This is a genomic window from Bradyrhizobium sp. F1.4.3, assembly GCF_040548375.1.
Lineage (GTDB): Bacteria > Pseudomonadota > Alphaproteobacteria > Rhizobiales > Xanthobacteraceae > Bradyrhizobium.
Window position 1 is genome coordinate 1 of record NZ_JBEPRN010000033.1, and the last position, 16,419, is coordinate 16,419.

The following is a 16,419-nucleotide window of genomic DNA, read 5'->3' on the forward strand; positions in this document are numbered from 1 at the left end:
GCTCATCGACGAACTCAGACCCGCCATTTACCGCGACAAGCAGCCCCACTCCGCTCCGAACGAGCAAAAGCGTCACAAGCTCTCAGGGTGACGGTGAGGGATGACCGCTTGTGGCTTGACAGCCGCCCCCGTTCAGCGGCTGTTTGCTCCGCCGGATCCCTGAATTCCACACGAGGACTGCAATGCGGACGACATCGGTCGGCGTCATCAGGATCGCCACCAAGGGCCCCGGCGACGTCTCCGGCCTCATGGCCATGATCGGCTCCGGCGCAATCGACCCGACGTCGATCCTGGCGATCCTCGGCAAAACCGAGGGCAATGGCGGCGTCAATGATTTCACGCGGGAATATGCCGTTGCCGCGCTATGCGCGGCGCTGGCGCCTCACCTCAGCCTGTCGCCGCACGAAGTCGAGCAGCGCATTGCCTTCGTCATGTCAGGCGGCACCGAGGGCGTGCTCAGCCCGCACATCACGGTGTTCACGCGCCAGATGGCCGAGCAGCGGCCGGCGAGCGTCTCCGGCAAACGATTGAGTATCGGCATGGCGCACACACGGGATTTCCTGCCCGAGGAGCTCGGCCGCTCTGCGCAGATCACCGAGACGGCCAAGGCCGTGAAGGCCGCGATGGAGGATGCCGGCATTGCCGATGCCGCCGACGTCCATTTCGTCCAGATCAAGTGCCCGCTGCTCACCAGCGATCGCGTCGAAGCCGCGAGCAAGCGCGGCAACAAGACGGCGACGACAAGCTCTTACAGCTCGATGGCCTATTCGCGCGGCGCCTCCGCGCTTGGAGTGGCGGTCGCGCTTGGCGAGATCGTCTCCGATATCCACGACGAAGACGTGTCTCAGCGCTACGACCTGTTCTCGAAGGTCGCCTCCACCTCGTCCGGTATCGAGCTGATGCATAATGTCGTCATCGTGCTCGGAAATTCGGCGGCATCCGCCAGCGAATTCGAGATCGGGCATGCCGTGATGAGCGATGCCATCGACGCCGCCGCGGTAATGGCAGCCCTGAGCAGCGTGGGGCTCGGAATCGCGCCGCAGGCAAGAGCGGGCCGCGAGCTCGTCAACATCTTCGCCAAGGCCGAGGCCTCGCCGAACGGCACCGTGCGCGGCTTCCGCCACACCATGCTGGAGGATACCGACATCAGCTCGACGCGCCACGCCCGCGCAGCCGTCGGCGGCCTGATCGCCGGCCTCGCCGGCACCGGTGCGGTCTATGTCTCCGGCGGCGCCGAGCACCAGGGGCCTGCCGGCGGCGGGCCGGTTGCGGTGATCGCAAAGCTCTCGAATTGATGCGTGCGCATGCAAGGCGGGCTCGCATGCGACCCCTCCGCCCGGTGCAACCCTGCCCTTCGCGCGGGCTCAGTTGATTCAGGCGGTCCCTTGCGAAAGGAAGGTGACGCCGCATCAAGGGGATTTTCATGACTTTGCCTATGAGCTGGAACGAATGGGCGCAGCACGATGGCGTGGGGCTCGCGGCGCGCGTCCGCAAGGGCGAGCTGACGGCGAAGGACTTGGCACGCCAGGCCGCAGCGGCCGTCGCCAAGGTCAATCCGACGCTGTCGGGCGTCGTCGAGCTGTTCGATGACGTGATCGCCGATCCCGCCAAGGACGGCGCCAATCTCGCCGGCCCGTTCGCCGGCCTGCCCTTCCTGATGAAGGATCTGGGTCCGACCATGAAAGGCCGGCTTCAGGAAATGGGCTCGCTGTTGATGCGCGGCAATCGCGCCGCCGCCGACACGTTCCTGACCGCCAAATTCCGCCAGGCCGGCCTCAACCTGATCGGGCGCACCACGACGCCGGAATTCGGCGTGTGCAGCTCTGCCGACAATCCCGCCGTCTATGTCACGCGCAACCCGTGGAACACCGACTACACCACCTGCGGCTCGTCGGCGGGCAGCGCCGCGATGGTCGCGGCCGGCGTGGTGCCGATCGCGCATGCGACCGACGGCGGCGGCTCGATCCGCATCCCCGCCGGCGTCAACGGCAATATCGGACTGAAGGTCTCGCGCGGCGTGTTCTCGCTGGCACCGCACATGTCCGATCTCACCGGCCTGGTCTCGATCCAGGGCTGCCAGTCGCGTTCCGTGCGCGACACCGCCGCCTTCGTCGACCATGCCCGCGGGCCAGCGCCAGGCGAATTCATGCCATTCTGGACCACGGCGCAACCGTATTCCGAGATGATCAAGCGCGATCCGGGCAAGCTTCGCATTGCGCTGTCACACACATGGGGCGATTACTCCGCGACGCCGCACATCGCCACTGAACTGGAGAAGACCGGCCGCTTCCTCGAAGGCCTCGGTCATCACGTCGACTATGCGCTGCCCGAGATCGATTTCCGCGCCGCCTTCGAGGCGCAGACCACGTGCTACATCAGCAATTTTGCCGTGGTGATCTCCAACATGCTGGCCGCGCGCGGACTGGAGCGGCCGCCGGAGGACCTGGTCGAGCCCGTCAACATCCGGATCTGGGAAGCCGGGCGCCACACCAGCTTCGCGGACCGGGCGAAGATGCAAGGCGTGTTCAACACCACATCGCGCGGCTTCGGCGGCTTCTTCGAGCAATGGGACGTCATCCTGACGCCGGTCACCGCGCTGCCGACGCCGAAGGTGGGCACCAAGGAATATCTCACCATCTCCGACAATCCTGATGTGCTCGACTGGTTCGGCAATCTCTGGCGCAATTTCGCCTTCACCCCGCTCGCCAATCTCTGCGGCATGCCTGCGATCTCGATGCCGATGGCGAGCAACGAACATGGCCTGCCGCTCGGCATCCAGGCGATCGCCAAGCAGGCCAATGATGGCCTGCTGCTGCAACTCGCCGCGCAGATCGAGCGCGCGCTCGACGGCAAGTGGAACGGCGGCAAGAAGCCGAAGGTGCATGTGAGTTAAAGCGATCAATAGACCTCGACGCCGGGCGTATATCACGCCATTCTGGACACTCCTCATTCCTTGATGGCGAGCAGACTGATGGGACCTCATCAGATTCTCGAACGATTGAGCGACACAGATGGGCTTCCCACTGAAGCCATTCTCGCGGCGCGCGCCGACCGGGAGGCGATGATCCCGGTATTCATGGAGGCCTTCAACCACTTTGTGTCGTCGGGCCCCGGGCCAACCGATCCCGGCCTGTTCTTTGCGTTCCATCTGCTCGGAGAGTGGCGCGCGAAGCCAGCCTACCGTACCCTCGCGAGCTTTCTGCGGATGCCGGGCGGAGCTCTTGATCCGATCCTGGGCGATGCGGTCACTGCAACAACGCATCGTGTCATGGCCGCTGTTTTCGACGGCGACCCCAAGCCTTTGCAGGACATCGTCTACGCGCAGACAGCCGACGAGTACATTCGCTCGCGCATGATCGATGCGATCGCCCTTCTGACCCTTAATGGCCATCTCTCGCGGGCATGCGCCGAGCAATTCCTGCGCGAGTGCTATGATCGGATCGAGCCGCAAGCTGACTGTTACGCTTGGTGCGGCTGGCAGCAATCCGTCGCGTGGCTCGGACTGGCCGACTTGAAGCCGCTGGTGCAGCAGGCTTTCGCGCGGGGAGCCATCGACAACACCTGGCTTTCTTTCGCGGATTTCGAGAAAGACCTGCAATATGCGACCGACCATCCAGGCGAGGCTCCGCCTCACCCGGGCGACAAATTGACCTTGTTCGACGATACTATTGCCGAGCTGTCGAAGTGGGCAGCCTTCGATCCGAAATATCTCGCACGGCAAAGGCGGCCTCGGGCATCATCGCTATCCGATCCGCAGGCCAATCCATTTGCGAAGGTCGGCCGCAACGATCCCTGCCCATGCGGCAGCGGCAAGAAATTCAAGAAGTGCTGCCTGAACGCGAACCTCGCTAGCTGAGTCGCTGACGGCCTTAATTCTTCACTGCCGGAATTTCCTCCGTCGGCCGTTGCTGCCCCTGCTGGTACATCGCGAGCGCCTTGTCGAGCGCTTCGCGCAAGGCCAGTGCCGCGGCCACGCTACAGCGCAGATGCGCGGTCTGGACCACGTCGACCCTGACGGCCGCGCCGACCGGCATCAGCAGGTTCGCGGCGAGCTCGATCTGGATCGCGCCGTTGTGATGGCCGAAGCAGGATGCGCCGTCGAAATAGATGATCGGAGCCCGCTCAGAGCTGGAGCTCGAAATGGTGACGGGCCCCTGGCTGTTGGCGGGCGTTTCGGGGTCGGCCATGGGGATACTCCTGCGGGCAATGGACGAACGCCCACCATCGTTGCTTCGGCCCGCTCTGTCGAGGCCAAACCGGCCCCGGCAGGTCCGCCGTACGGCGATGCATGCGATGTTTTGCGCGGCGGGCGACACTGGTCTAGAACGTCGCCATGTCCACGTCACAGATCACCATGCTCCCGTTCGAGGAACTTGCCGAGGCCATCAAGGGCCGCCGTTCCGATTACGGCCATATCAGCGGGCTCCAGCTCGACCGCTTTGCACCGGCCGAGGCCTGGTCGAGCCTGCCCTACCGTCCCGTTTTCGTCGGCGATACCGAGACCGGCGTGCTGCACGGTGGCGTTGTCACCGCGATGCTGGACGAGAGCTGCGGCATGGCGGTGCAGCTCGCGCTCGATGGCTCGCGCGCGATCGCAACGCTCGACCTGCGCATCGACTATCAGAAGCCGGCGACGCCCGGCCTCGACATCAAGGCGCATTCGATCTGCTACCGCACCACCCGCTCGATCGCCTTCGTGCGCTCCACCGCCTACCAGGAGTCCGAGGACGATCCGGTGGCGACCGCCACCGCCTGCTTCATGATCGGCGCCAACCGCACCAACATGCTCGCGGACCGCAGGATGGATTCGCGCAACATCCCGACGCTGGAGGCGCCGGAGGATCCGGACAGCCCATTCGCCAACAGCCCGTTCGCGCGCTGCCTCGGCATTCGCGTGAACGACGACGGCACGCTGACGATGCCGTTCTCGCCCAAGATCATCGGCAACCCGATTCTGCCGGCGATCCATGGCGGCATGACCGGCGCCTTTCTCGAGACCACCGCGATCGTCGGCGTCACGCGCGAACTCGGGATCGCCGCGCTGCCCAAGCCGATCGGGCTGACCGTTAACTATCTACGCTCCGGCCGTGCGCTCGACAGCTTCGCCAATGTCTCGATCGTGAAGCAGGGCCGGCGTATCGTCGCCTTCGAGGCGCGGGCCTGGCAGGACGATCCGGACAAGCCGATCGCCTCCGCTTTCGGTCATTTCATGCTGCGCCCGACGCCCGGAAACGACGAGGAATAGGCGTATTTTACTTGACGGGCGGGGCCCGGGCCACAACGATAGCGCATTCCCCGCGAGAGGTATTGGGTTGCGGCATCCGATCGACATCATCGCCATGTTCGCCGCCATCTGGCTGTTGGCGTCGATGGTGCTTGACGCGCTCACGCCAAAGGAACTGACGGCCGTCATGATCGCCATCGCGATCGGGCCCGCCGTGATCATCACCGCCGTGTTCTACTATTTGCGCTGCCCACGTACGGATTTTGCGGTGATATTCGCAGCGCTGTGGCTGATCTCGGACATCGCCATTGCCTTCATCTCGCCGAAGGAGCTGCCGCATTTCCTGATCGCGCTCGGCTTCGTGCCGGCAGTGCTCATCGGCATCGTGCTGCACTGGCAGCGCTTCCAGCGCCGCCACGAGCGGCTGCCCTTGCCATCGGCGAAGCGCGGCTAGCGCGGCAGCAGGTTCGTCTTCGCGAGATCGAGAACCTCGTCGCCGCGGCCGTTCATCACCGCGCGCAGCACCCACAGGCTAAAACCCTTGATCTGCTCGGGCGTGATGGTCGGCGGCATCGACAGCTCCTGCTTGGCGGTGACGACGTCGAGCAGCGCCGGCCCGTTATGGGCCAGCATCTCCTTCATCGCGCCCGGGAGCTCGCCGGGATCTTCGACGCGCTTAGCGAAGATGCCCATCGCGCGCGCCATCGCCGCGAAGTCGGGATTTTCCAGATCGACATTGGTGTCGACGAAACCGGCCGCTTTCATCTCCAGCGCGACGAAACCGAGCACACCGTTGTTGAAGACGACGACCTTCACCGGCAGCTTCATCTGCGTCAGCGTGATCAAATCGCCCATCAGCATGGTGAAGCCGCCGTCGCCCGAGAGCGAGATGACCTGACGGCCGGGCTGCGAGGCCTGCACGCCGATCGCCTGCGGCATGGCATTGGCCATCGAGCCGTGCACGAAGGATCCGATCAGCCGGCGACGGCCGTTCATCTCGAGATAGCGTGCGGCCCACACCGTCGGCGTGCCGACATCGGCGGTGAACACGGCATCGTCAGACGCATGGTCGCTGATGACCTTTGCCAGATATTGCGGATGGATCGGCTTGCTGCCCGGCGTGCCCTTGGCGAGCGAGTCGAGACCGTCACGCGCTTTCTTGTAATGCGCGATCGCATCGTCAAGATGCTTCCGTTGTGTCTTGCTCTTCAGCAGCGGCAGCAGCGCCTCGATGGTGAGCTTGACATCGCCGACGAGGCCGAGGTCGATCTTGCAGCGCCGGCCGAGATTCTCGGCGCGGATGTCGATCTGTGCAACCTGGCAGTCGGTCGGAAAGAACTGCTTGTAGGGAAAATCGGTGCCAAGCATCACCAGGGCGTCGCAGGCATGCATCGCGGCATAGCCCGAGGAGAAGCCGATGAAGCCGGTCATGCCGACGTCGTAAGGATTTTCGTATTCGACATGCTCCTTGCCGCCAAGCGCATGCACGATTGGACTCTTCAGGGCTTCGGCAAGCTGCATCAGCGGCGCATGCGCTCCGGCGCAGCCACGGCCGCAGAACAGCGTGATGCGCCCGGCACCGTTCAGAAGATCCGCGAGCGCCTTCAGCTCGTCGGCCTGCGGCACGATCTTCGGCGCTGCAAGCGTAAGCCCGCGTGTCGTGGAGAGCGCGCGCTTGGGCGGCGTGCGGAAAGCGACGTCGCCGGGCATGGCGATCACGGCAACGCCACGCAGGCCCACGGCCGCGCGGATCGCGTTCTCGATCACATAAGGAAGCTGGCTCGGGTCCGAGACCAGCTCGCAGTAATGGCTGCATTCCCGGAACAGGTTTTGCGGATGGGTTTCCTGGAAATAGCCGCCGCCGATCTCGGCCGACGGAATCTGCGCCGCGATCGCGAGCACGGGAACACGGCTGCGATGCGCGTCGAACAGACCGTTGATCAGATGCAGATTGCCCGGGCCGCACGAGCCCGCACACACCGCAAGGCTCCCCGTCATCTCGGCTTCGCCGGCGGCCGCGAACGCCGCGACCTCCTCGTGTCGGACATGGATCCATTCGATGGTGCCGCGGCGGCGCAGCGCCTCGGTGAGGCCGTTCAGGCTGTCGCCGACGATGCCGTAGATGCGCTTGACGCCGGCCTGTTCGAGCGTTGCCACGAACAGATCGGCCACGTTGTTAATCGCCATGTCGGTCTCCTGATCTCGCGGGTGCAGCAGGATAGGATACAAAGCCGCTGTGACGGGATCACGGCTTGTTTATTGCCGGCTCAGTCTTTCACAATCGCCCGATCGTAGGCCGCGATTGTTGCCCTTGCGCGGGCCGCGACATCCGCCGCCGTCATGCCAGGCTTGTAGAGGCTGGAGCCGAGCCCGAACGCCGTCACGCCGCCCTTGATGTACTCCGCAAAATTCTGGTCAGAGACGCCGCCGACGGCGGCGATCATCACGCCGGGCGGGAGCACGGCGCGAATTGCGGCAATGCCGGACGCACCAAGCACGCTCGCCGGAAAGAATTTCAGGCTCGACGCGCCGGAGCGCGCCGCGAGCAGCGCTTCGGTCGGTGAGAACACGCCGGGCATCGTCACCATGCCGTGCTGATGCGCGCGCGCCAGCACCGCTGTGTCGACATTCGGCGAGACCATCAGCTTGCCGCCGACATCGTGAAGCCGGTCGACATCCTGATCCGTCAGCACCGTACCGGCGCCGATCAGGACGCCGGCGGGCGCCTGCTTCGCGGCAGTTGCGATGGAGCGGAACGGATCCGGCGAGTTCAGCGGAATTTCAATCGCGGTCATGCCGGCCTCGATCAGCACACCGACGATGGCCTCGGCCTCCTCGGGCTTCACACCGCGCAGGATCGCGACAAGAGGCCGCTTCATCGGCGGAAAGGGAATGCTCATCTCAAGAATCCTCTCATTTCGCCCAGATCGCAGCGGCCGCCATCGACAGGCCGCGGCGAACGGCTTCATCCGCATCGATTGGCTTCACGGCGACCGACAACGCGTCAAAGGCAAGCTGGTACAGCATCGCGAGCCGTCCCGACGCAATCAGCGTGACGCCCGCTTCCGGTAACGTCCCGGAAAGTCCGGCGGCGAGCTCGACGCCGATCAACGTGCCCGACAACGTTTCGCGTGCTGTGGCCGGCGTGCCGCCGAACAGGAGCTGACGCGACCGTGCGCCAAACAGGAGATTGGCGGCGAAAGCAGGCGCCTCGTATGCGGCAGTGACGGCGGCCCTGAAACTCGCGACGTCTTCGGCGTCATCGGCGCCGGCGATCGCGAGCGACAAAATCGTCTCGCGCGAGACCACGCTGAAGAGCTCACCGGTCATGAAGGTGGAGAAATGCGCGACCGTACCGTCCTTCACCCGTACCCATTTCGAATGGGTGCCGGGCATGCAGACCAGCGCTTCGCCGGCAGCCTCGAGGCCGAGCGCGCCGAGCAGCTGCGTCTCCTCGCCGCGCATCACATCCGGCGCCTTGACGTCGCGCTGCGCGATACCCGGCAGGATGCGGATGTCGTGTGTTTCGCCCGGCACCCGCGCAGCCTGCTTCAGGATGGCAGAGAGCGGCGCCGGCGTGTCGACATAGCCCGCTTCGACCCAGCCGGTGCGCGCACCCGCCATGCCGCAGACCAGAACCGGCAGATGCCCGGGGGCTTCGACTGCAGCGAGGTGCGATTGCAGCACCCCGGCGAAGCCGGCCTTGGCCGCCGCCAGCATACCCTCATCGCTGCGGCGTTCGGCCAGCACCTGGCCGGCGCGATCGACCAGCCAGAGCCGGAAGCTGCTGGTGCCCCAGTCCACCGCGACATAGGCGGGTTCGGTCATTTCAACGCATATCCTCGTCTCACCGCTAAGACGCCGTCTCGCGACAATGAGACGACGGTCCCGCAAATCTGCCCCGAGATATCGGCTATTGCCGCCGCAAACCAGCCTTTTCTCACGGTTTGAATCCTTTGGCGTGCTGGCACACCGCTTGCTCGAGCGTTCCCGCTCACGTCCGTGAACCGCGCAACAAGACGCGTCAACATCAGATGAGGAAACCCATGGAGATCGGCTATTTCACGATGCCTTCGCACCCGCCGGAGTGCGGATTGAAGGAAGGAAACGACTGGGACCTGCAAGTCATGCGCTGGCTCGACGAGCTCGGCTATCAGGAGGCCTGGGTCGGCGAGCACCACACCGCGCCCTGGGAACCCAATCCCACGCCGGACCTTTTGATCGCGCAGGCGCTGATGCAGACCAAGAAGCTGCGCATCGGCCCGGGCGGATTCCTGCTGCCCTATCACCACCCGGCCGAGCTCGCCAACCGCGTCGCCATGCTCGATCATCTCTCCGAGGGCCGGCTCAATTTCGGCGTTGCCGCATCCGGCCTGCCGAGCGACTGGGCGATGTTCAACGTCGACGGCATGAGCGGGCAGAACCGCGACATGACGCGCGAGGCGTTGGAGATCATCCTGAAGCTCTGGTCCGACCCCGCGCCCTTCACCTACAAGGGCAAGTTCTGGACGGTGACCAAGCCGGACACGATGTTCGACTTCCTCAAACCGCACATCAAGCCGTTGCAGGCGCCGCATCCGCCGATCGGCGTTGCGGGGCTGTCGAAGAACTCGGACACGCTGAAGCTCGCGGGCGAACGCGGCTTCATTCCGATGAGCCTCAATCTCAACCCGGCCTATGTCGGCAGCCATTGGGACTCGGTCGAGATCGGCGCCGCCAAGACCGGCCGCAAGCCGAACCGCCAGGACTGGCGGCTGGTGCGCGAGGTCTTCATCGCCGACACCGACGAGGAGGCCTGGAAGCTCTCGACCGGCGACATGATGGGCCGGATGATGCACGAATACTTCCTGCCGCTGCTCGGTCATTTCGGTTTCAAGGACTATCTGAAGCACGCGCCCGACGTGCCCGACAGCGACGTCACCGTCGAATATTGCGCCAAGCGGAACTGGATCGTCGGCTCGCCCGCGACCGTCGCGGAGAGGATCGAGAAGATCTACGACGAGGTCGGCGGCTTCGGCGTGCTCCTGGTGTTCGGCTTCGACTACAAGCACAAGCCGGAAGCCTGGCACCACTCGCTCTCGCTGCTCAAGAACGAGGTGATGCCGCGCCTGAAGCATCTCGGCTCCGCGAAGAAGGCAGCTTGACCCGAAGCGGGTGCGGCGCGAACGTGCCGCACCCGCATCCATTTCGGAGATCTCGGCGTGAGTGTCGACGCAAAGGATTTCAAGCAGGCGATGCGCCAATGCGCCGGCGCCGTGGCGTTGGTGACGGTCGGCGCCGAGCACGGCAAGCGCACCGGGCTGACGGTGACCTCGGCCTGCTCGCTGTCGGATAATCCGCCGTCGCTGATCGTCTGCGTCAACCGCAACGCCAGCGCACACGCGCGCATCCGCGAGGAAGGCGCGTTCGCGATCAACTTCCTCCACGAGGATCACGCGCTGCTGGCGCTGACCTTCAGCGGCCAGAAAGGCGTCAACGGCGACGATCGATTTTCTTTCGGGCAGTGGACACGCGGGGTCACTGGCGCACCTGTGCTGACGGATGCGGTCGCCGCGTTCGACTGCGTACTGGCGCAGGAATTCGAGACGAAGACACATTCAATCTTCGTCGGCGAAGTGCGCGGCGCATCGCATTCCGATGGGGCTGCGCCGCTGGTCTATCTGCGCAGCAGCTTCCACGTGCCTCACGAAATCCGCGGTACCGTTTCAGTCGGCGACCTCGATTCGCGGCATCTGAGCTGGAGCGATTTTTCGTAGGAACGGCATCATCGGCGCGCTCCCTCGCCCCGCTTGCGGGGAGAGGCGAAACCCGAGGCTCGCTCCTCAGCTCGATGTCAGTCAGATGACGCCCTACTGCGCGGTCTCGATCTTCAGCTGCTTGATCTTGCGATACAGCGTGGCGCGGCTGAGCTTTAGCGCGCGGGCGGCCTCGGTGACGCGGCCGCCGTGCTTGCGCAGCGCCTCGATGATGGTCGCGCGTTCGGCCGCTGCCAGATCCGGCTCCGCTGACCTTCCGCCAAACGGCGGCAAATCAAGATCGGCATCGGTGATGACGCCATCCTCCGCGGTGCAGCCGGCGAGCCGCAGCACATGGCGGAGCTGGCGCATGTTGCCCGGATAGGGATAGGCAGAGAGCAGCGACCAGGCCTCGTGCGAAAGGCGGCAATTCGGCGCCTCTTCGCTCGCGATCTGGCGGATGACATCGTCCCTGTCGGCGCGCTCGCGTAGCGCCGGCAGCCGCACCTCCATGCCGCGCAGACGGAAATAGAGGTCGGCGCGGAAGGCGCCCTGCTCCGCCATGTGGCCGAGATCGCGATGGGTGGCGCTGATCAGGCGGATGTCGACCGGCACGGGCTTGAGCGCACCGAGCGGCCAGACCTCGCGGTTTTCCAGCACGCGAAGCAAACGCGTCTGGAGCGCAATCGGCATGTCGCCGATCTCGTCGAGGAACAGCGTGCCGCCGTCGGCCTGCACGATCAGCCCCTTCGAGCCGTCGCGCCGCGCGCCGGTGAAGGCGCCGGCCTCGTAGCCGAACAGCTCGGCATCGATCAGGCTCTCCGGCATCGCCGCGCAGTTCAGCGCGACGTAGTTGTTGCGCGCGCGATTGCTGGCCGCATGAATGGCGCGTGCGAACACGTCCTTGCCGACGCCGGTCTCGCCATGCAGCAGCACCGGCAGATTGTGATCGCCGATGCTCCTGAGCCGCTTCACGCTTCTGATCAGGCCGGGATCGCGCCCGGCGAGCCGGTGTAGGGCGTCGAAGCGATCGACAGGCCCGTCGCGACGCGGCGCGAGCGGGCGCGTGGACCACCTTGCGCGCAGGGGTGGCGCGATATGACCCTGCCCCAATGCGCTGCCATCGGCGCGGCGTAGCTCGACGATCTCGTCTGCGCCACGCGCGGCGTGATGGTCGAATTTGATGTAGCGCGCTAGATCAATGCCGAATGCGATCATCCCGTCGGTCAGGCCCAGCAGCGCACGCGCCGAGCGACAGGCGCCGACGATGCGGCGGTCGTCATCATAGGCAAGCAGGCCGCTGCCGCCGTCGCCCGGCACGGTGGCGATCCAGGCGTTGCGGAAATGGCCGCGGAAGATCGCGCCCTCCATGCGCCGAGTCGCCTCCATCGTCACCGCCAGCGCAAGCTGATGCGCTGCGCGCTCGAGATCCTCGCGGCAGGAGGTGATGTTGATGGCGCCGGCGAGGCGACCGGCCTGGTCGAACAGCGGCGCCACAGCGCAGGAGAACATGTGCCACTGCGCGCGAAAATGTTCGTCGCGGTGCACCAGGATCGGCTTCTGCTCGGCCAGCGCGGTACCGAGCCCGTTGGTCCCCTCAAAAGTCTCGGCGAAGTTCGAGCCGGTGTAGATCTTCCAGTCCATGAACATCTTGGCGTCGGCCTCGCCCGGCAGACGGCTGAACAGCATGGTCGCATTCACGTCCGCAAGGTTGACGCAATAGCCGGCGTCGCGCAGCACGCGGGCGAGATCGTCGAGCTCGGGCGTGACGAGCCGGATCATCTCCTCCATCGGCTCGGCAACGTGCCGGATCTCGGCCTCGGTGAGCGTCTGCGGCGGGCCCTGACGGGCAGGGTCGAGCTTGTGGCTGATCAGGCAACGCCGCCAGGAATTGGCGATGCGCGAGGAGGCATCGACGTCAGCCACATGATTGGCGACGGACAAGACACGGGCGATATGGTTCGAGGCCGAAAGGCTGGCCATCGCGGACGTCTCCACCCTGTATTATTGTGCAAAGTCTGGCACCACGGGCGGCGATGTCAATCGGGAACCGGGACGCAGCTATTGCTGCACTGCGCTCACCATGTATCGATGCAGGGCCGCTTCTTCTCCGTCCGCGGCGCAGGCTTCGGCACTGACCGCAGGCCGGCCATGATCCAGCGGCGGGTCTCGGCGGGGTCGATGACGTTGTCGATCTCGAACACGGACGCGATCGAGACTGCCTTGCCGTTGGCGTACAGCTCGGCGACCTTGTTGCGGTAGTAGGTCTCGCGTTCAACGGGGTCGGCGATCGCCTCCATCTCCTTGCGGAAGCCGAGGCGGACATAGCCCTCCAGACCCATGCCGCCGAACTCGCCGGTCGGCCAGGCCGCGGTGAAGAACGAGGCGTGGAAGCCGCCACCGATCATCGACTGCGCGCCCAGCCCATAACCCTTGCGCAGCACGATGCCGAACAGCGGCACGGTGAGGCTTGCGCCGGTGACGAACATCCGGGAAACGTGGCGGACGATCGCGGTCTTCTCAGCTTCAGGACCGACCATGAAGCCGGGCGTGTCGCAGAGCGAGACGATCGGCAGATCGAAGGCGTCGCAGAGCTGGAGGAAGCGCGCGGCCTTGTCGCCGGCGTCCGCATCGATCGCGCCGCCGAGATGGCGCGGATTGTTGGCGATCAGGCCGAATGGTTTACCCTCGATCCGGATCAGCGCAGTGATCATGCCGACACCGTAGTCGCGGCGCAGCTCCAGCACGGAATCCTTGTCCGCGACGAGGTCGATCACGCTGCGGATGTCGTAGACGCGCAGGCGGTTCTCGGGGATTGCTCGGCGGAGCAGGCGCTGGTCGGCGACCTGCCACTCCGGCACCGCGCCCTGGAAATAGGACAGGTATTTTTGCGCGGCCTTTGTGGCCTCCTCCTCGTCCTCGACAAGGATGTCGATGACGCCGTTCGGCGACTGGAACGAGACCGGGCCGACCTCGGCCGGATGATAGACGCCGAGCCCGCCACCCTCGATCATCGCAGGGCCGCCCATGCCGATCGAAGCGTTCTTCGTCGCAATGATAACGTCGCAACAGCCGAGCATCGCGGCGTTGCCAGCGAAGCAATAGCCGGAGACGATGCCGATAACGGGCACGAGGCCGGAGAGCCGTGCGAATTGCACGAAGGACGGGCCGTCGAGGCCGGTCATGCCGAGCCGGTCGGTGTCGCCGGGCCGGCCACCGCCTCCCTCTGCATAAAACACCAGCGGCACGCGCCAGTCTTCCGCAAGCGCCAGCATGCGGTCGATCTTCTTGTGGTTCATGTGGCCCTGCGTGCCCGCAAGCACGGTGTAGTCATAGGCCACGACGATGCAGCGCCCGCCATCCGGACCGAATTTTCCGGCGTTGACGGTGGCAACACCCATGACGAGGCCGTCGGCCGGCGTATTCTTGATGAGGTCGTCGAGCTTGCGGCGGCGGCGCTGCGCCGCGATGGCGAGGCTGCCGTACTCCATGAACGAGCCGTCATCGACGAGCTGTGCGACGTTTTCGCGTGCCGTGCGCTGATTGGTGTTGCGGCGGCGCTCGACCGACGCGGGGCGGTTCGCATCGAGCGTGTTGGCCTGGCGAGCGATGAGCTCGGCAAGATCAGGGCGGATGTGATCGAGATCGATATCGGCCTCCGTCGCCGACGCGTCGGCCGCGACATCGAGCGGCTCCAGATAAAGGATCGGCTCGCCATGCATCAGCGTGACGCCATCGCCGGCGACGAGCGTCATGACGCGGCCGCCCTGCTCGGCCATGACCAGATGCTCCATCTTCATGGACTCGATCACGGCGAGCTGCTGCCCCGGACGCACGACCTCGCCTTCCCTCACCTGGATGGTGACGATGGTCCCTTGCAGGGGTGCAGCGACCATCACCGCGCCTTCAGGCACCGCTTGCGCGACGTGCGCGTCAGCACCGTGAGCGCCGCTCCGCTCGGTCGTCGCAAAGTACAGCGGTTTTGCCGCGCCATCGGCCGCCTCGACGAGCTTTGCGATGTTGCGATCGATGAAATCGGTCGCGATGCGGTTGGTGCTGAAATCCGGATGCGCGAGCACCGCCTGGAGGAAGGCGATATTGGTGACGACGCCGTCGATCCGGAATTCGCGCAAGGCGCGCGAGGCCTTCGCGACCACGTCATGCCAGGCTTCGCCCGCCGTATGCACGATGACCTTGGCGAGCAGCGAGTCGAAGGCGGCGCTGGTCTTGTAGCCCGCATAGCCAAAGCTATCGACACGGACGCCTGGCCCCGACGGCGGTTCGAACACGGCGAGTACACCGCCGGTCGGATGCGTCGCGCCCGTCTCGTCCAGCGTCTCCATGTTGACGCGCAGCTGCATGGCATAACCGCGCGGCTTCGGGATTGATCCTTGCGCCAGGCCGAGCGAAGCGAGCGAGGCGCCGGCGGTAACCGCGATCTGGGCACGGACGAGATCGAGGCCGAGCACCACCTCCGTCACGGTATGCTCGACCTGGAGCCGTGGATTGGCCTCGATGAAGGCGAAACTGTCATCAGCGCCGCCATCGACCAGGAACTCGAACGTACCAAGATTGTCGTAAGAGGCAGCAATCGCAAGCTGCTTCGCCGCCTCAATGATACGGCCGCGCAGGGGCTCGCTGAGCGAGGGGCTCGGCGCCACCTCGATCAGCTTCTGGTGCCGGCGCTGGATGGTGCATTCGCGCTCCCAGAGATGAGAGATCGCGCCGTGGCGGTCGCCGATGATCTGCACCTCGATGTGGCGCGCCTGCCGGATCAGCCGCTCGGCATAGACGCCGTCGAAGCCGAACGCCGCCTTGGCCTCGGACTGGCAGCGCGCATAGGCCTCCGCGAGATCGGCGGCGTTCTCCACCACGCGCATGCCGCGGCCGCCGCCGCCGGCCATCGCCTTGATCACAATCGCCGCATTGCTGCCGAGCGAGGCGAAGAACGCCGTGATCTCCTCCAGCGACGACGGCCCGCTGGTGCCGGCGATGATCGGCACGCCGCAGCGTCTTGCCAGTTGCCGCGCCGTAACCTTGTCGCCGAACAGTTCGAGCGCCGCAGCGTTCGGTCCGACGAAAGCGATATTTTCCGCCGCGCAGGCCTTCGTGAACGCAGCGTTCTCGCTCAGGAAGCCGTAGCCAGGATGCACGGCGTCGCAGCCGGTCGTCTTCGCCGCCTTCACGACAGCGTCGATGTCGAGATAGGCCCGCGCGCCACGGCCCGGGATTTCGATCGCTTCGTCGGCAACACGCACGTGCAGCGAGAGCGCATCATCGGCGGGATGGAGCGCGACTGTCGCAATGCCGGCATCGGCTGCGGCGCGGGCGATGCGGATGGCGATCTCGCCGCGATTGGCGATCAGGAGTTTTTTGAACGGCATGCAGCGGTCTCCATGCCCGCGCCGGGCGCGGTCGGCAGGTTCGATGATCCTGCTTCTTCACTTTAGCCCCAGCCGT

The 16,419-nt window shown here is 65.4% G+C and carries 13 protein-coding genes; 7 read left to right on the forward strand and 6 right to left on the reverse strand.

Annotated elements, in window-relative coordinates; all coding sequences use genetic code 11:
- Positions 1–182 precede the first annotated feature (182 nt).
- The 3 genes from atzD to ABIB73_RS36875 all read left to right on the forward strand — a co-directional run bounded on the left by atzD (position 183) and on the right by ABIB73_RS36875 (position 3,856).
- Positions 183–1,295, forward strand: a complete 1,113-nt coding sequence (atzD, locus tag ABIB73_RS36865) for a cyanuric acid amidohydrolase (protein ID WP_354232323.1) — start codon at positions 183–185, stop codon at positions 1,293–1,295.
- Between the two features lie 128 nt (positions 1,296–1,423).
- A complete protein-coding gene (locus ABIB73_RS36870) occupies positions 1,424–2,893 on the forward strand; it encodes an amidase (RefSeq protein ID WP_354232325.1) in 1,470 nt (489 codons plus the stop codon).
- A 63-nt stretch (positions 2,894–2,956) separates the two neighbouring features.
- On the forward strand, positions 2,957–3,856 hold the full coding sequence (locus ABIB73_RS36875) for a DUF1186 domain-containing protein (protein ID WP_354232327.1): 900 nt from the start codon (positions 2,957–2,959) through the stop codon (positions 3,854–3,856).
- 13 nt (positions 3,857–3,869) lie between these two features.
- On the opposite strand, the gene ABIB73_RS36880 is transcribed toward ABIB73_RS36875, so the two are convergent.
- Entirely contained in the window at positions 3,870–4,187 is a 318-nt protein-coding gene (locus tag ABIB73_RS36880) for a hypothetical protein (RefSeq protein WP_354232329.1), read from the reverse strand.
- Between the two features lie 146 nt (positions 4,188–4,333).
- Here ABIB73_RS36880 and ABIB73_RS36885 point away from each other — a divergent pair, with 146 nt between their 5' ends.
- The gene (locus tag ABIB73_RS36885) at positions 4,334–5,245 is read left to right on the forward strand and encodes a PaaI family thioesterase (protein ID WP_354232331.1); all 912 of its coding nucleotides are present in this window, start codon (positions 4,334–4,336) and stop codon (positions 5,243–5,245) included.
- A 67-nt stretch (positions 5,246–5,312) separates the two neighbouring features.
- The gene (locus ABIB73_RS36890) at positions 5,313–5,678 is read left to right on the forward strand and encodes a hypothetical protein (RefSeq protein ID WP_354232333.1); all 366 of its coding nucleotides are present in this window, start codon (positions 5,313–5,315) and stop codon (positions 5,676–5,678) included.
- On the opposite strand, the gene poxB is transcribed toward ABIB73_RS36890, so the two are convergent.
- The 3 genes from poxB to ABIB73_RS36905 form a co-directional block, all read right to left on the reverse strand.
- On the reverse strand, positions 5,675–7,411 hold the full coding sequence (gene poxB, locus ABIB73_RS36895; protein WP_354232335.1) for a ubiquinone-dependent pyruvate dehydrogenase: 1,737 nt from the start codon (positions 7,409–7,411) through the stop codon (positions 5,675–5,677). The two genes, ABIB73_RS36890 and poxB, sit on opposite strands and share 4 nt — an antisense overlap.
- Before the next feature lie 80 nt (positions 7,412–7,491).
- Positions 7,492–8,124: a 2-dehydro-3-deoxy-6-phosphogalactonate aldolase gene (locus ABIB73_RS36900; RefSeq protein WP_354232337.1), complete on the reverse strand. Its 633-nt coding sequence runs from the start codon at positions 8,122–8,124 to the stop codon at positions 7,492–7,494.
- Between the two features lie 13 nt (positions 8,125–8,137).
- On the reverse strand, positions 8,138–9,052 hold the full coding sequence (locus ABIB73_RS36905; RefSeq protein ID WP_354232339.1) for a 2-dehydro-3-deoxygalactonokinase: 915 nt from the start codon (positions 9,050–9,052) through the stop codon (positions 8,138–8,140).
- 218 nt (positions 9,053–9,270) lie between these two features.
- Here ABIB73_RS36905 and ABIB73_RS36910 point away from each other — a divergent pair, with 218 nt between their 5' ends.
- Entirely contained in the window at positions 9,271–10,368 is a 1,098-nt protein-coding gene (locus tag ABIB73_RS36910) for an LLM class flavin-dependent oxidoreductase (RefSeq protein ID WP_354232369.1), read from the forward strand.
- A 57-nt stretch (positions 10,369–10,425) separates the two neighbouring features.
- A complete protein-coding gene (locus ABIB73_RS36915; protein WP_354232341.1) occupies positions 10,426–10,980 on the forward strand; it encodes a flavin reductase family protein in 555 nt (184 codons plus the stop codon).
- Positions 10,981–11,073: 93 nt separating this feature from the next.
- Here the strand turns inward: ABIB73_RS36915 and ABIB73_RS36920 are convergent, their stop codons facing one another.
- Positions 11,074–12,942, reverse strand: coding sequence for a sigma-54-dependent Fis family transcriptional regulator (locus ABIB73_RS36920; protein ID WP_354232342.1), 1,869 nt, complete (start codon positions 12,940–12,942; stop codon positions 11,074–11,076).
- 95 nt (positions 12,943–13,037) lie between these two features.
- Entirely contained in the window at positions 13,038–16,343 is a 3,306-nt protein-coding gene (locus tag ABIB73_RS36925; RefSeq protein ID WP_354232344.1) for an acetyl-CoA carboxylase family protein, read from the reverse strand.
- Positions 16,344–16,419 lie beyond the last annotated feature (76 nt).

Excerpts from the sequence above, each read along its gene's own strand:
- atzD (WP_354232323.1), top strand. The coding sequence starts at position 183 with ATGCGGACGACATCGGTCGGCGTCATCAGGATCGCCACCAAGGGCCCC.
- ABIB73_RS36870 (WP_354232325.1), top strand. The coding sequence starts at position 1,424 with ATGACTTTGCCTATGAGCTGGAACGAATGGGCGCAGCACGATGGCGTG.
- ABIB73_RS36875 (WP_354232327.1), top strand. The coding sequence starts at position 2,957 with ATGGCGAGCAGACTGATGGGACCTCATCAGATTCTCGAACGATTGAGC.
- ABIB73_RS36880 (WP_354232329.1), bottom strand. The coding sequence starts at position 4,187 with ATGGCCGACCCCGAAACGCCCGCCAACAGCCAGGGGCCCGTCACCATT.
- ABIB73_RS36885 (WP_354232331.1), top strand. The coding sequence starts at position 4,334 with ATGTCCACGTCACAGATCACCATGCTCCCGTTCGAGGAACTTGCCGAG.
- poxB (WP_354232335.1), bottom strand. The coding sequence starts at position 7,411 with ATGGCGATTAACAACGTGGCCGATCTGTTCGTGGCAACGCTCGAACAG.
- ABIB73_RS36900 (WP_354232337.1), bottom strand. The coding sequence starts at position 8,124 with ATGAGCATTCCCTTTCCGCCGATGAAGCGGCCTCTTGTCGCGATCCTG.
- ABIB73_RS36905 (WP_354232339.1), bottom strand. The coding sequence starts at position 9,052 with ATGACCGAACCCGCCTATGTCGCGGTGGACTGGGGCACCAGCAGCTTC.
- ABIB73_RS36910 (WP_354232369.1), top strand. The coding sequence starts at position 9,271 with ATGGAGATCGGCTATTTCACGATGCCTTCGCACCCGCCGGAGTGCGGA.
- ABIB73_RS36920 (WP_354232342.1), bottom strand. The coding sequence starts at position 12,942 with ATGGCCAGCCTTTCGGCCTCGAACCATATCGCCCGTGTCTTGTCCGTC.
- ABIB73_RS36925 (WP_354232344.1), bottom strand. The coding sequence starts at position 16,343 with ATGCCGTTCAAAAAACTCCTGATCGCCAATCGCGGCGAGATCGCCATC.